General features: G+C 40.7%; 11 protein-coding genes and 1 pseudogene. 5 read left to right on the top strand and 7 right to left on the bottom strand.

Annotated features, from left to right (window positions below):
• Positions 1-51: 51 nt before the first annotated feature.
• Both glgB and malQ read right to left on the bottom strand, forming a co-directional pair.
• Positions 52-2,232 carry a 1,4-alpha-glucan branching protein GlgB gene (gene glgB, locus HR060_RS08845; RefSeq protein ID WP_174199943.1) on the bottom strand — a complete coding sequence of 727 codons (2,181 nt, stop codon included), beginning with the start codon at positions 2,230-2,232 and terminating at the stop codon, positions 52-54.
• 39 nt (positions 2,233-2,271) lie between these two features.
• Positions 2,272-4,467, bottom strand: coding sequence for a 4-alpha-glucanotransferase (gene malQ, locus HR060_RS08840; RefSeq protein WP_174199942.1), 2,196 nt, complete (start codon positions 4,465-4,467; stop codon positions 2,272-2,274).
• A gap of 385 nt (positions 4,468-4,852) precedes the next feature.
• On the opposite strand from malQ, the gene gap reads away from it, so the two are divergent.
• Both gap and HR060_RS08830 read left to right on the top strand, forming a co-directional pair.
• The gene (gap, locus tag HR060_RS08835) at positions 4,853-5,869 is read left to right on the top strand and encodes a type I glyceraldehyde-3-phosphate dehydrogenase (RefSeq protein WP_174199941.1); all 1,017 of its coding nucleotides are present in this window, start codon (positions 4,853-4,855) and stop codon (positions 5,867-5,869) included.
• Between the two features lie 61 nt (positions 5,870-5,930).
• On the top strand, positions 5,931-6,836 hold the full coding sequence (locus HR060_RS08830; RefSeq protein WP_174199940.1) for a D-hexose-6-phosphate mutarotase: 906 nt from the start codon (positions 5,931-5,933) through the stop codon (positions 6,834-6,836).
• Positions 6,837-6,911: 75 nt separating this feature from the next.
• Here the strand turns inward: HR060_RS08830 and HR060_RS08825 are convergent, their stop codons facing one another.
• Genes HR060_RS08825 through zwf form a run of 5 tightly spaced genes read right to left on the bottom strand, consistent with a single transcriptional unit; the run spans position 6,912 to position 12,547 of the window.
• Complete coding sequence (locus HR060_RS08825; RefSeq protein ID WP_174199939.1) at positions 6,912-7,562, bottom strand: bifunctional 4-hydroxy-2-oxoglutarate aldolase/2-dehydro-3-deoxy-phosphogluconate aldolase; 651 nt, start codon at positions 7,560-7,562, stop codon at positions 6,912-6,914.
• 4 nt (positions 7,563-7,566) lie between these two features.
• A complete protein-coding gene (locus HR060_RS08820) occupies positions 7,567-8,523 on the bottom strand; it encodes a glucokinase (RefSeq protein ID WP_174199938.1) in 957 nt (318 codons plus the stop codon).
• Between the two features lie 16 nt (positions 8,524-8,539).
• Positions 8,540-10,363 (bottom strand): phosphogluconate dehydratase, encoded by a 1,824-nt coding sequence (gene edd, locus HR060_RS08815; RefSeq protein WP_174199937.1) that lies wholly within the window; start codon positions 10,361-10,363, stop codon positions 8,540-8,542.
• A gap of 8 nt (positions 10,364-10,371) precedes the next feature.
• Positions 10,372-11,067 (bottom strand): 6-phosphogluconolactonase, encoded by a 696-nt coding sequence (gene pgl, locus HR060_RS08810; RefSeq protein WP_174199936.1) that lies wholly within the window; start codon positions 11,065-11,067, stop codon positions 10,372-10,374.
• A gap of 10 nt (positions 11,068-11,077) precedes the next feature.
• Positions 11,078-12,547 (bottom strand): glucose-6-phosphate dehydrogenase, encoded by a 1,470-nt coding sequence (gene zwf / locus HR060_RS08805; RefSeq protein WP_174199935.1) that lies wholly within the window; start codon positions 12,545-12,547, stop codon positions 11,078-11,080.
• Between the two features lie 260 nt (positions 12,548-12,807).
• Here zwf and HR060_RS08800 point away from each other — a divergent pair, with 260 nt between their 5' ends.
• The 3 genes and pseudogenes from HR060_RS08800 to HR060_RS08790 all read left to right on the top strand — a co-directional run.
• Positions 12,808-13,662, top strand: coding sequence for a MurR/RpiR family transcriptional regulator (locus HR060_RS08800; protein WP_174199934.1), 855 nt, complete (start codon positions 12,808-12,810; stop codon positions 13,660-13,662).
• Between the two features lie 141 nt (positions 13,663-13,803).
• Positions 13,804-15,237 carry a pyruvate kinase gene (gene pyk, locus HR060_RS08795; protein ID WP_174199933.1) on the top strand — a complete coding sequence of 478 codons (1,434 nt, stop codon included), beginning with the start codon at positions 13,804-13,806 and terminating at the stop codon, positions 15,235-15,237.
• A 109-nt stretch (positions 15,238-15,346) separates the two neighbouring features.
• Positions 15,347-15,733, top strand: a pseudogene (locus HR060_RS08790) (helix-turn-helix domain-containing protein); the annotation flags it as partial.
• Positions 15,734-15,762: the final 29 nt, after the last annotated feature.

Below are 15,762 nucleotides of genomic sequence, written 5' to 3'. Positions count from 1 at the left end.
AAAAAGCCTTTTAGTCATTCACTAAAAGGCTTTTTATCAATCACTAATTAATTATTCATTGATTAACATTATTGATGATAAAGGTGGAATGTTAATGACAATTGAATAAGGTTGCCCCTGCCATTCTGTTTCTTCTGCTTGCACAACAGATTCAACATCAAACCCACTGCCCCAATATTGCTTTTCATCTGAGTTGAAAATAACGCTGTATTGGCCCAAATCTTTGACGCCCATTCTAAACCCTTCACGAGGTACAGGAGTAAAGTTATTGACCGAGTAAACTTTTTGAGCTGACGAAACCGCTTTTCTAACGAAGATGAGCGTACTTAGCTCGGCATCCTGATGCTCGATCCATTCAAAACCCTGCGGATTGTGATCGGTTTCATAAAGAGCTGGATACCTTTTATAAACCGTATTTAAGTCTCGATATGTTGATTGGATACCCTGATGTTTATCATAAGCTAATAAATGCCAATCAAGCGAAGCGTTGTAGTTCCACTCTTGTGTTTGACCAATTTCATTACCCATGAAATTGAGTTTCTTACCCGGATGCGCAAACATGAACCCAGCATAAGTTCGCAAATTGGCTGCAGATTGCCACTCATCACCCGGCATTTTGTGCATCATCGAGCCCTTGCCGTGTACCACTTCATCATGTGAGATAGGGAGAACGAAATTTTCATTAAATGAGTAAACCATCGAGAAGGTAATTTCATTATGGTGATATTTTCGATAGGCAGGATCTTTAGAAATGTAATGAAGGCTGTCATGCATCCACCCCATATTCCATTTGAAGCCAAATCCTAAGCCACCATCTGAAACGGGGCGAGAAACTTGTGGGAATGCAGTCGATTCTTCTGCCACGGTAAATGCATGAGGGAATTTAGTATATACCTCAGTGTTAAACCATTTAAGCAAACTGATCGCTTCGTAGTTTTCATTACCGCCATCTACATTCGGGATCCACTCACCCTCTTCGCGCGAGTAATCCCAATAAAGCATACTGGCAACAGCATCAACACGTAGCGCATCAATATGAAAGCGCTCTAACCAAATGAGTGCACTGGAAACCAAAAACTGCCTAACGGTATCTTTACCAAAATCGTAGATGCATGAATTCCAATCTTGGTGCCAACCGCGTCTAGGGTCATCATATTCATACATATGTGTGCCATCAAAACGCGCTAAACCGTGAGAATCTTCAGGAAAGTGTGCGGGAACCCAATCGACTATTACACCTATATCGGCTTGGTGACAGGCATCGATAAACGCTTTGAAGTCATTCGGATCACCAAAGCGGCTGGTCGGGGCAAACATACCGACAGGCTGGTAACCCCAAGAGCCATCGTATGGGTGTTCTGATACAGGTAACACTTCAATATGGGTGTAACCCATATCTTTAACATAAGGAATTAATTCATCGATTAATTCACGGTAAGAAAGTGATTCGTGACCGCGTTCGCCCTGCTTTTTACGCCAACTTGCAAGGTGTAACTCATAAACTGACATAGGTGTTTGATAACGATCGACCTTTGCCTGTTCAGATTGCCATTTAGCATCGTTCCACTGGTAGGTATTGTGATCAAAGACGATTGAGGCATGAGACGGGAATTGGTCTGCATGGAAACCAATTGGATCCGCCTTGTGAGGTAATCGATTGCCTAGCGCGTCCTTCAGTTCGTATTTATAACGAACACCCTCTTTTAAATCAGGAACAAAAAGTACCCAATGCCCACAGTTTGTTTTTTGCATTGGGTGATAGCGGCCATCCCAATGATTAAAATCACCGATAACACTAACCGACGATGCGTTAGGGGCAAATACAGCAAAGCGGACACCTGAGAAACGATTACCCGAAGCGGTATCCACATCAGTTAACTGGGCACCGAGTTGCCTATAAATATTTTCTGGTTGATTATTTACATGGTGAACGGCGTAGTATGCCTGTTCTTCAAATTGATATGGGTCGACAACCTCATATTCAGTCTCGGCGTTTTTAATTTTAAGTTTGTAATCGAAGGGTTCTGAAGCATCAATGTACGATTGAAAAAGTCCCTTTTCATCAATTTTAGTCAGTGATTTAACTAACTCATTTGTCGTTAAGTCGATCACATCGATTTGCTGTGCATGCGGTTGCCAGGCCGTTAGCATCAATCCCTTGTCAGTTTGTGTAAATCCTAAATGGCTAAAAGGATTAAAAACATTCGCTTTATCTAAATTATTTACAAGCATATTACTTCCTGAACCTTCCTTTTATCGGCAATCACTCGCCTATGTATTTTTGTAACCTTGCTGGCGTGCTTGAGTCAGTTCGCCAAACAGTTGATTAATATGTTCTTGCTCAAACATGTCTTCTAAATTCATGCTGAGTTTGCGGCGCCAGTTGGCATATTCATCACTGGTACCTGGAATATTTACTGGTTTTTCCATTTGTAACCAATCTTCTAATTGCAAGCAAAGTAAGCTACTTTGCCCTTTAGCGAGATGGATTTGCATTGCGTAATTGAGCGCTTGATTCATATCGCATTCATCTACATTAGATGAAATCCAATTTGGTAGCGCCCCGTGGCCACTCATAGAGTCTAATATACGCTGTTTATCTTTATGACGGTTATCGTACAAACTTTTTAGAATGTCTTCATCGTCATAAATACCAATTTCTTTACCTATTTCAAGGTCATAACAACGCCAATACCCTACCAAAGTTGGCATATCATGGGTAGTCAATGTTGCCATTGCTTGTTCTGGGTAATGAGCAGGAGAATAAAAACCACCATCTTGTGCCGTTTCAAAAAAGAACACACGATAAGAGTGAACCGCATTTTCAGCCAAGAGTTCTTGGATACCATCCGGTACTGTGCCTAAATCTTCACCAATAACCAAACATTTATTTCTCTGGCTCTCTAAACATAAAAGTGCCAGTAATTGTTCTACCGGGTTATATACATAAGCACCTTGTTTAGCAGACTCGCCTTTTGGCACCCACCATAGGCGCAGCAAAGCCATAACGTGATCAATTCTTAGTGCACCACAATCTTTCATATTGGCACGTAATAAATCAATAAATGGCTGAAAACCTTGTTCAATGAGTTCTTCTGGGTCCATAGGTGGAAGCCCCCAGCTTTGACCCTGTGGCCCCAATACATCAGCTGGCGCGCCAACACTTGCATCAACACAGTAAAGATCTCTATTACCCCAAATTTCAGCACTGCCTTCACTAACACCTACAGCTAAATCGCGATATATACCAATTTTCATACCCGAAGATATTGCAGCTTTTTGACACTGCGCTAATTGATCTTGCGCTAACCACTGTAAGTAACAGAAAAAGCGAATTTGTTGTTGCTGTTCTTTGACAAATTTTTGTACAGCGTCACCATGGTAATCTTGGAAGGCTTCTGGCCAAACGGGCCATCCCCAGTTCTCCTTACCTTGCTCAGCTAAAGAGACATTAATAGCATCAAACGTTGCAAGTTGCTTTAATGATTCACCACCTTGCTCAATAAAGTTATCCAGTGCTTGGTGTGATTTTTTAGAACCTTTTGCTTCAAACCACTCAAAAATTAACTTCAAAGTTGAAAATTTAAGTTCAGCAACGGTCGTATAATTGACGTGTTCTGATTGTTTAGCAATGTGTAGACGAGTTTGAAATTCATCTGATTGAAACAGCTCTTGTACGGTTTTTTGCTTAAAGCCCGTGACTTGATCAACCGCAATGTAGAGCGGGTTTAACCAACGTCTGGAAGATGGACTGTATGGGCTACAAGCTTCGGGATTATTTGGATAAAGAGCATGAATAGGATTTAAACCTACAAAATCTGCACCTTTGGCACCAAGCTGCTGTAATAACAACTGTAAATCGGCAAAATCGCCAATTCCCCAGTTTCTTTTACTGCGAACACAGTAAAGTTGCACACTTGGTCCCCACACTTTGGCACCATCTGCTATCGGTTTTTGCTTATAGCAACTCAAAGGTGCAATAACGAGTTGTTGTGTTACATCCAACCCTTCATCAGCCATTTTAAAACTGAGCTGGTGATAACCCATTTCAGCTAAATCTGTATCCAAGGTGACTTGATAGTGGTGATATTCAAGCTCGTCAAAATGCGCAACAGCGATAAGTTCATGATCAACCGCTTCGAACTGGCCGTTAATGGTTTGTTTTGATTCTGTAGTGATTTGCCAGCTAATGATTTTAGTGGCAAGCAATAGTGGAATCCGAATGTCGATAACAAGGGGCTGATTCACTCGGTGAATACTCACTGCATCAATAGGCATTTGCCATAGTGTTTGCGCTTCAAAATTGATCGCTTCAACTAAATTAGCTTCATCTTCTAAAGGGTAGCCCATGGCTGATAATAACTTAGCTTTAGTCGATTCTGGAACGGTTGCTAGCTTACCCCAAGCATCTGTATATTGACTCTCAATCCCGCGCATCTGGCTCAGGTTATCAATTAACTCTATCATGAAAAAAATCCTTAACAATCAGCAACTATCGTAATTTATCCAAGCATACATTAGATTTTAAATAATTCACTTTTTTTGAAATGAATACGTATGATTTTTACTTACATTTCACAGTGAGTATGAAAACGCATTATGATGAATCTTTTGTTACTCAAAGAAAACAAAAAGTAAGCCAATTACTACCAAAGACTGAATAACAAACCACTTTAGATTGTTATATAACCGATATGTTTAAATTATTGTAAAATCATTACTTTTTTATCAGATAATTTTTGAGAAACGGTCAAACTTTGAGGTATACTTGCAGCAATTTTATAAACGAGTTGCCGTTCAGGATAAGAACGAAACTTCAGTCTGATATTCTAACTAAAAAGTGGAACACGAAATGACGATCAAAGTAGCAATTAACGGTTATGGCCGTATCGGTAGAAATGTTTTAAAAGCATTATATGAATCAGAAAAAAACTACGACATCAAAATCGTAGCAATCAATGACCTAGGTGATTCAGCAATCAATGCTCACTTAACTAAATACGATACAGTTCACGGTCGTTTCAACGCTAAAGTTTCTCACGACGATGAAGCACTTTACATCAACGACGATAAAATCGTCACGTTATCAGAGCGTAACCCAGCAGACTTACCTTGGGGTGAGTTAGGTGTAGACGTAGTTTACGAATGTACTGGTTTCTTCGCTTCTAAAGATAAAGCTCAAGCACACATCGATGCTGGTGCTAAAAAAGTAATCATCTCTGCTCCTGCAAAAGGTGATGTTGACGCAACTGTTGTTTACGGCGTTAACCAAGACGAAATCACTTCAGACATGACAATTATCTCTAATGCATCTTGTACTACTAACTGTTTAGCGCCAATCGCTAAGCCGTTAAACGATGCTTTAGGTATCAAGTCAGGTTTAATGACAACTATCCACGCATACACAAACGACCAACGTTTATCAGATGTTTACCACACTGATATGTACCGTGCGCGTGCTGCGGCTCAAAACATGATCCCTACAGCAACTGGTGCGGCTAAAGCTGTTGGTTTAGTTGTTCCTGAATTACAAGGTAAATTCGACGGCATGGCTGTTCGTGTACCGACAGTTAACGTTTCATTAGTTGATTTAACTTTCGTTGCCGAAAAAGATACAACTGCTGAAGAAGTAAACAAAGTAATTGCTGATGCAATCGCAGCTGATCCTGTACTTGCTGAAGTATTAGCAATCAACGAAGAGCCATTAGTATCTTCTGACTTCAACCACAGCACTTACACATCTAACTTCGATGCAACTCAAACTCGCGTTCAAGGTAACTTAGTTAAAGTTATGTCTTGGTACGATAACGAGTGGGGTTTCAGTAACCGTATGTTAGATAACACTGTTAAATTAATGACGGCAAAATAAGCCACATTAAATGAATCAACAAGGCGGCGATTCAGCCGCCTTTTTTATTATTTAAGATGTTATGAAAAATCCATTTATTAATTCGACCGTTTTAGAACAAATCTCAAACGAACTTAGCTTACGCCAACTGGATTCTGGTTTAAGTTATTGGTGGGTTGAAACCACCGATTACCAAGCTGCAATTGCCGTAACGGGTGGCCAGCTTATTTGGTTCACGCAAGTTGATCACAGTGAGCCTGTGATCTGGTTAAGTGAGAACTCTCACATGGATGATTCAAAATCTTTACGTGGTGGCGTGCCTATTTGCTGGCCTTGGTTTGGTCGTCATCGTACGGACAAAACTTTACCTTCGCACGGTTTAGTCAGAAATATTGCTTGGAAACTTGTTAAGTTTGACTTCAATGGTAAGCAGTTTAACTTGTCTGTATCGCCTGATTTAACTGCACTAACAACTGAGTATAGAGCATTAATCCAAGATGGCATTGAGCTCACGCAAACTTTAACGTTTGATGAGCAAATTGAAATCAAATTAACTACGAAGAATACTGGCACACAGAGCTATGAGTTCAGTGCAGCCCTTCACACTTACTTCAATGTTGGTGATATTCAAAACACAGAACTACATGGCTTAGTTAATTCTCACTATATTGCAGAAGCAACTAACTGGGAATCTGTTGATGCACCTAAGCTTTATCGTTTTCGCGAACAAACTGATCGCGTTCATATCGATCGTTGTGAACACGCTGAGATTGAAAGCCCAATTCATACTTACGAGTTAACACACTCAGGCAACAACAGCTTAATTGTTTGGAACCCTTGGCAAGAAGTGTCTGAACAAACGCCTGGCATGGGTGCTGAAGTTTGGAAGGGAATGTTGTGTGTAGAACCTGCAGCGTTTAAACCTTACTTAAACTTAAAGTCCGGTGAAAGTCACAGCCTACAACAAATAATAAAAATCATTAAGTGATGTTTCACTTTTAGATTCAGATACAAAAAAGCCAAGTCATTGACTTGGCTTTTTTATTGGTTTAATTCAGTCGTATTACTTTGCTGACTGAGCACCTTCAACTGCTGCTTTTGCTAACTCAGTGATTTTCTTGAAATCACCCGCAGCAACAGCATCTTGTGGCACTAACCAAGAACCACCTACACAAGCTACATTTGGTAACTTAAGGTAGTTTAAGTAGTTGCTTGGGCTAATACCACCTGTTGGACAGAACTTAATCTGTGGGCATGGGCCAGCAATTGATTTTAACATTGGTACGCCACCGGCAGCTTCAGCTGGGAAGAACTTGAAGCAGTCATAGCCATGCTCAATACCCGTCATCATTTCTGAAATAGATGAGATACCAGGAATAAGTGGCATTGTGCCTTTATTCGCTGCTGTTAATAAATTAGGTGTCAAACCTGGGCTAATACCAAATTGACCGCCAGCAGCTTCTACTGCAGAATACTGCTCAGGTGTGATAATTGTACCCGCACCAGTTACCGCTTCTGGTAACTTTTCAGATAACAATGCAATTGCATCAATAGCACATTCAGTACGTAGTGTTACTTCTAATACTTTAATGCCGCCTTCTAAAAGCGCTTCAGATACAGGTAACGCATCTTCTAATTTATTAAATACTAAGACAGGTACTACTGTACCTTGCGCTAAAATTTCAGAAGATGGTGTTTTCCAGTTATTACTCATAATATTAAACCTCTATATTCTGCGCTAAATAAGCGGCAGCACCGAGTAGTCCAGGTTGTTCCTCGGTTACAACATAAACAGGGATAGGACTTAAATAGTCCTTAAAGCGACCTTTTTCTTCGAATCGTTTTCTAAAGTCACTCGCTTTTAAAAATTCAATAAAACGCGGCACAATACCACCTGCGATAAAGACGCCACCATATGCACCTATATTAAGTGCTAGGTTGCCGCCCAAACTGCCCATTACTTCACAAAAAGTATTTAATGCGAGTTTGCTGTATTCATCATTGCCCTCTAGTGCAGCTTGACATACAGATGCAGGAGTGTGGTAAATCGCATCAACCTTTTTTATTTTACATATAGCTTGGTAAATTGCGTATAAACCCGGACCAGACACTAAACGCTCAACTGAGACATGAGCATACAAATCAGCCAGTACTTGGTTAATTTGCTGTTCAAGTTCACCAATTGGCGCGAAAGTGACATGTCCGCCCTCGCCTGGTAAAGGCATATAACCTTTGCCAGTATTGACTAAATGAGCAACGCCTAGGCCAGTACCTGGGCCGTATACAACCATAGGTTTTGTTGTGTCAGCTTGCTCACCGCCAACTTGAATTTTGTTTTCATTGCTCAAGAATGGCAATGCCATTGCTTGAGCGGTAAAGTCGTTGATCACTAAGAAGCTTTTTAAATTTAGCTTCTGTTGTACATCTGTAATCGAAAAAGACCATGAATGATTGGTCATCGACACTACATCACCGTTTACCGGGCATGCAATAGCGATACAAACATGATCTAATTGTGCTATCCCTTCATCCGATTGATACTGTGCAATAGCACCTTCAAACTTCTCAAAGTCAGCCACAGCATATGTACGGATTGCAGAAAAATCAGTATTCGCTTGGCTTAATCGCGCAATACGAATATTGGTACCACCTATATCTGCAATTAAATTAATCATCCGATTAATTCCTTAATTAGTTCTCATCAACAAATAAACTACAAGCACCTTGCTCGGCACCTGTCATGTGGCTACGAAGTGCGCCAAAGAACTCACGTCCCATGCCTACACGTTCATCAGCTACTAAAGTTGGCTCAGCTGGCTTACGAGCTGCTAATTCAGCTTCGTCCACTAATAACGTCACAGCTTGATTAGCTGGGTCGATGCGGATCATATCGCCTTCTTGCACCTTAGCAATTAAACCACCATCAATGCCTTCTGGCGTTAAGTGGATAGCAGCAGGTACACGACCCGAAGCACCAGACATACGACCATCAGTTAATAAAGCAACTTTGTAGCCTTTGTCCTGTAATACACCTAATGGAGGCGTTAATTTGTGAAGTTCAGGCATACCGATTGCTTTAGGGCCTTGGAAGCGAACAACAACAATACAATCTTTATTTAACTTACCTTCTTTGAAAGCACCGTCTAAGTGATGTTGGCTTTCAAAAATAACTGCAGGCGCTTCGATAACAACGTTAGGATCTTCCATAGAAGAAGTCTTAATTACTGCACGACCTAAGTTACCGTCTAAAACAACTACACCACCATCCTGTTTGAATGGTTTTTCAGTTGTAGCAATAACACCTGGGTCAGCTGCTTCAGTAGGACCGTCTTTCCATACAAGCTCACCATTTTCGATAAATGGTTCTTTCGTATATTTTTCAAGACCTTCACCACAAATTGTTTTAACGTCATTGTGAAGTAAACCAGCGCCTAGTAATTCACGGAATAATAACGCCATGCCGCCCGCAGCAACGAAGTGGTTGATATCAGCTTGGCCGTTAGGGTAAATACGAGTGATAAGCGGTGTTACTGATGATAATTCAGAGAAATCATCCCAGTTAACTAAAATACCAGCAGCGCGAGCCATCGCAACTAAGTGCATTGTATGGTTAGTTGAACCACCCGTTGCTAACAAGGCTACAATACCGTTTACAACTGATTTTTCGTCAACAATGTGACCAATTGGTGTGTATTCAGTACCTAAATCAGTTAAACGCGTTACCTGTTTAGCAGCAGCTTTAGTTAATGCATCACGTAATGGTGTACCTGGATTTACGAATGAAGAACCTGGTAAGTGAAGACCCATTACTTCAACAACTAGCTGGTTAGAGTTAGCAGTACCGTAGAAAGTACAAGTACCTGCTGAGTGATAAGAAGCAGATTCAGACTCTAATAATTCATCACGACCAACTTTACCTTCAGCGAATAACTGACGTGTAGCCGCTTTTTCTTTGTTTGAGATACCTGAAGGCATTGGACCCGCTGGTACAAATACAAATGGTAAGTGACCGTATGCTAATGCTGACATAACAAGGCCTGGGACAATCTTGTCACAGATACCTAACATTAAAGCACCGTCGAACATGTTGTGAGATAAACCTACACATGAAGACATTGCAATCACGTCACGGCTCATCAGACTTAAGTCCATGCCGTCTTGACCTTGTGTAACACCATCACACATAGCTGGTACACCACCAGCAACCTGAGCAACACTACCTACTTCTTTAACGGCTTCACGAATGATATCTGGATATTGTTCGTAAGGCTGGTGCGCTGAAAGCATATCGTTGTATGAGTTAATGATACCGATGTTTGCTTTAGTAAAAGCTTTAAGGCTATCTTTATCTTCTTTACCACACGCAGCAAAACCGTGAGCTAAGTTACCACACGATAAAGAACCACGATGTGGACCTTTAATTCGCGCTTTTTCAATTTTTTCTAAATACGCTGCACGAGTCGCTTTACTGCGCTCGATAATGCGTTCCGTGACTTTCTGTACTACAGGATTCATATTTCACCTCAGGCCTTAATTGCAGTGTAAATCACATCTACAGGAGTTTGTTCTTGTTTTAATATTGCTCTAATAGGCATTTCGTAGATGTCATCTGACGCTAATGCTTGATCTAATACAACTTTTTTATTTTCACCCACAAGGTGAAGGAAAATTTGCTTAGATTGTAATAATGATTTAAGCGTTAACGACATGCGCTCATGTGGCGCAGTTGTTGGTTTTACCGCAACAACCAAATCTTCTGATTCAAAACCTTGCTTAATTTGTTCTGAACATGGGAATAAAGATGCAGTGTGACCATCTTCACCCATACCTAGAATTAAAACATCAATCGGTAATGATAAAGACGCTAAACTTTGCGTTACATTTGCCTCTGCACCAAAAGCAGATGCTTCGGAAGTTTTAATTTCAGCAAATGTAGCTGCCGCTGCTTTGTCTTGTAATAGGTTCGCTTTTACTAATGCTGTATTTGAATCTTTGTGATCACCGTCTACCCAACGCTCGTCCGCGAGCGTGATAGTAACGTTTTCCCAAGCAATGTCTTTTTGACATAAAGCTTTGAAAAAAGGTAATGGTGTACTACCACCAGAAACAACTAATGAAGCTTTACCTTTGTCAGCAATTGCATCGGCTAATAAACCAGCTACGCGTTCAGCGAAAGCGGGGTTTAATTCATTGGTATCTTTAAATTCAACTAAATTCATCAGTAATCCCTTATTTATCCCATTCACGGCCGTCTTTAGACATTAAGTCAAATGCACCTTGAGGGCCCCAGCTACCTGCAGCATATGGCTCTGGTTTTTCACCACTTGCTTTCCAAGCTGCGATAATGCCATCGACATATGTCCAAGCGGCTTCAACTTCATCACGACGGACAAATAGAGATTGGTTACCCATTAATGCTTCAAGTAATAAGCGCTCGTATGCATCGGCAATACGCGCATCCTTGAATGTTTCAGAGAAGCTTAAATCTAATTTAGTTTGTTGTAATTCCATTTGCTTACCAAGACCAGGTACTTTGTTCATAACCTGAATCTCTACACCTTCATGTGGTTGTAAGCGAATGATTAATTTGTTGTCTGGTAATTGTCCTTGTTGGCCTGCAAAAATATTGTGCGGCAATGGTTTGAAATGAACCACAATTTCAGTCAGTTTTGTAGGAAGACGTTTACCTGTTCTCAGATAGAAAGGTACACCTGCCCAACGCCAGTTATCAATGTCAACACGAATAGCGGCAAACGATTCAGTGTTACTTTCTGTATTCGCACCTTCTTCTTCAAGGTAACCAGGCGCTGGTTGACCATTGAATTCACCGGCTGTGTACTGACCACGAACCGTTTTTTCAGCTACATTGCTCTCATCGATTGTACGAATAGATTTAAGAACTTTTAATTTCTCGTCACGTACACTATTTGCATCGATAGACGCTGGTGGTTCCATCGCAACAAGTGATAATACTTGTAATAAATGGTTTTGAACCATGTCACGCATTTGACCCGCATCGTCGAAATAACCCCAACGACCTTCAATGCCAACTTCTTCAGCAACAGTGATTTGAACATGGTCAATACAGTTGTGATCCCAGTTTGTAGTAAAGATAGAGTTAGCAAAACGCAATGCTAATAAGTTAAGTACCGTCTCTTTACCTAAGTAGTGGTCAATGCGGTAAGTTTGGTCCTCTGAGAAGAAACGAGCTACTTGGTCGTTAATGACCGCAGAAGAAGCTAAATCGTGCCCGATTGGCTTTTCTAATACAACACGTGTTTCATTGTTAATTAGACCCGCTTCGTGTAAACCTTCACAAATATTGCCGAAGATCGAAGGCGGTGTAGACATGTAGTTAACCATCACACGTGCATCTAGATCGACATGGTCACGTAGCGCCGCAAATGCTGAAGCTTCGCGTAAGTTAACTTCACAGTAATCTAAACGCGCTTTGAATTTTGTCCAAACTGTTTGGTCTAATTCTTCTTTTTGGAATGTGTTAAGTGCTTCTTCTACTAATGCAACGTAGTCTGCTTGAGAGTAGTCGTAACGAGCAACACCGATAATACGTGTGTCGTCGTGTAGTAAGTTAGCTTTTTCAAGTTGGTATAAAGCTGGTAATAACTTACGGCGGGCTAAATCGCCTTTTGTACCGAATAATACAAAATCGCAGGCTTTGCCATTTGTTTGAGTGGCCATGTTTGCTCCCGTCTAGAAATAATAAATATGCATGTGCATGAATAATACTAAATTTTCGGTTCGCTATATAACTACAAAACGTGTAATTTTACAACCGAAAACTCCTTAATTAGGTTAACAAACTCATTTTTATAACCTAAACTGTATAAAAACTTACAGATTTTTAGTAGTTAGCTTTCATTTTTTTCAAAATAACGGCACAATAACCTTCATATTTGTAAGTTGTTTACAATAAGTTTCAATTAAGGCAAGTGTTAACTATGAACATTTTGGACAAAATTACTCAAAGCCAACACGCTTTTAGTAAATCTGAACGCAAAGTTGCTGAAGTCATTCTCGCCTCCCCGGAAACCACTATCCATTCTAGTATCGCCACGCTCGCTAAAGCGGCTGAAGTCAGTGAACCAACAGTTAACCGCTTTTGTCGTCGACTAGAAACCAAAGGTTTCCCCGATTTCAAACTGCATCTTGCACAAAGCCTTGCCAATGGTACGCCTTATGTCAGCCGACACGTTGAAGCTGACGATAGCCCAGAAGCTTATGCCAATAAAATCTTTGAATCGACCATGGCGTCTCTCGACAGTGCAAGAAGCACTCTGAACCCAACAGCTGTTAACAAAGCCATTGACCAGCTTACCCAAGCACGTCAAATCATGTTCTTTGGACTCGGCGCATCCGCTTCAGTTGCACAAGATGCACAAAATAAATTTTTCCGCTTTAATGTACCCGTTGTCTGTTTCTCAGACGTGTTAATGCAACGCATGAGTTGTATCAACTGCAACGAAGGCGATGTCGTTGTTATCATCTCTCACACGGGCCGCACCAAAAGCTTAGTCGAGATCGCTAATATCGCACGTAATAATGACGCTACTGTGATCGGTATCACCGCAAGTAACAGTCCATTAGCTGAAGCCTGTTCTACTGTCCTATCTATGGACGTACCAGAAGACACAGATATGTACATGCCGATGGCCTCTCGTATCGCCCAACTGGTATTAGTCGATATCTTAGCGACAGGTTTTACATTGAGACGTGGTCCAAAATTTAGAGATAATTTGAAGCGAGTAAAGGATGGTTTGAGAGATTCTCGCTACGAAAAACACTACAACGATTAAATTGAAAAAATGAAACGCTTTGTTTCATTTTTTCTTCAAAAATAAAGTCTATAAACTTAATTAAGTTAATTAAATACGTTATTTTTTCAAAAGGAATAAATAGCGGTATAAAAATGCGAAAAAGCACGCGGAGCAAATTATATGTTTAGAAGAACCAAGATAGTCACAACTTTAGGCCCAGCAACGGATCGCGATGATAACTTAGAAGGTATCATCAAGGCGGGTGCTAATGTTGTTCGCATGAATTTCTCTCACGGCTGTCCAGAAGATCACATTGGCCGTGCAGAAAATGTAAGAGCAATTGCGAAACGTCTAGGTAAGTACGTTGGTATCTTAGGTGATTTACAAGGCCCAAAAATTCGTGTTTCAACATTCAAAGATGGTCCAATCTTCCTTGAAGAAGGTGCACCATTTGTACTTGATGCTGACATGGGTAAAGGTGAAGGTACTGTTGATGCAGTTGGTCTTGATTATAAAGACTTAGTAAAAGATGTAGTTAATGGCGATACATTATTACTTGATGACGGTCGTGTTCAACTCATCGTTGACCGTGTTGAAGGCAACAAGATCATCACGAAAGTAAGCATTGGTGGCAAGTTGTCAAACAACAAAGGCATCAACAAATTAGGTGGCGGTTTATCGGCACCAGCTTTAACAGCTAAAGATAAAGAAGACATCAAATTAGCCGCTAAAATTGGCGTTGACTTCTTAGCTGTTTCATTCCCTCAGTCAGGTGCAGATTTACGTCAAGCTCGTCAATTAGCTGAAGAAGCTGGCTTAAATGCTCAAATCGTTGCAAAAGTTGAGCGTGCAGAGACTGTTGAAACGGATGAAGCGATCGACGATATCATCACAAACTGCGACGTGGTCATGGTTGCTCGTGGTGATTTAGGTGTTGAAATTGGTGACCCAGCACTTGTTAGCAAGCAAAAGAAATTAATCTCACGCTCGCGCCAATTAAACCGCACAGTTATCACTGCAACGCAGATGATGGAATCAATGATTGATAACCCAATGCCAACACGTGCAGAAGTGATGGACGTTGCAAACGCGGTATTAGATGGTACTGATGCAGTAATGCTTTCTGGTGAAACAGCTGCGGGTAAATACCCAATTGAAACAGTTACTTCTATGGCTGGTGTTGCTGTAGGTGCCGAAGCTCACCCAAGTATCCTTGCTTCTAAGCACAGATTAAGTGAAGAGTTTGATTCAGTTCCTGAAACAATTGCATTATCAGCAATGTACGCTGCAAACCACATGAATGGTATCAAGGCAATTGTATCGCTAACTGAATCTGGTAACACGGCTAAACTGATGTCTCGTATTAGCTCAGGCATTACTATTTTCTCTTTATCTCGTCATGAGTCAGCATTAAACGCATCTGCGTTATACCGTGGTGTTCAGCCTTTCTACTTTGATTCAACTCAAAGTAAGACGGGTGAATTAACTAAGGATATTTTATCTGCACTTAAAGCAGACGATAAACTTGAAGATGGTGACTTAGTATTACTGACTTCAGGTGACGATATGGAAACTGTTGGTGCAACTAACACGCTTCGCATTGTTCGTGCATAATTATTCAATATAGCATTGTAAAAAAGCCCGCTTTAAGCGGGCTTTTTTATTGTTGGTGACCCGTCCTGAATAAGGTTGACACTTTTCCAACTTCAATTTGGAGAAGATAATGAAACCAATAACTAAGCGTACACAAAAAGATTATTCACTTGCCTTTAAATTATCCGTCGTTGATAAAGTAGAAAAAGGCGAATGTACTTACAAACAAGCGCAAAACCACTATGGAATACAAGGGGCTTCAACCGTTTTAACTTGGCTTCGCCGATATGGTCAACTAGATTGGAGTAAAGGTACTCCCAATCATATGAATGAGCTTCCCCTTATGTCTAAACCCAATGACTTAACACCTGAGCAAAAAATCAAAGCCCTCGAAAAAGAGCTAGAAGATACCAAGATAAAAGCACAATTCTTTGAAACGATAGTCGATGTACTTGATAAAGATTTCGGAGTACGTATCACAAAAAAGCAACGCAACGCGTTATTGAAGAAAAAAACATAACCAAGCTATCTGTCAGTAGAGCTTGT

The sequence above is a fragment of the Marinifaba aquimaris genome, assembly GCF_013328345.1.
Taxonomy (GTDB): domain Bacteria; phylum Pseudomonadota; class Gammaproteobacteria; order Enterobacterales; family Alteromonadaceae; genus Marinifaba; species Marinifaba aquimaris.
This window is presented reverse-complemented; position numbering and strand designations above follow the sequence as displayed.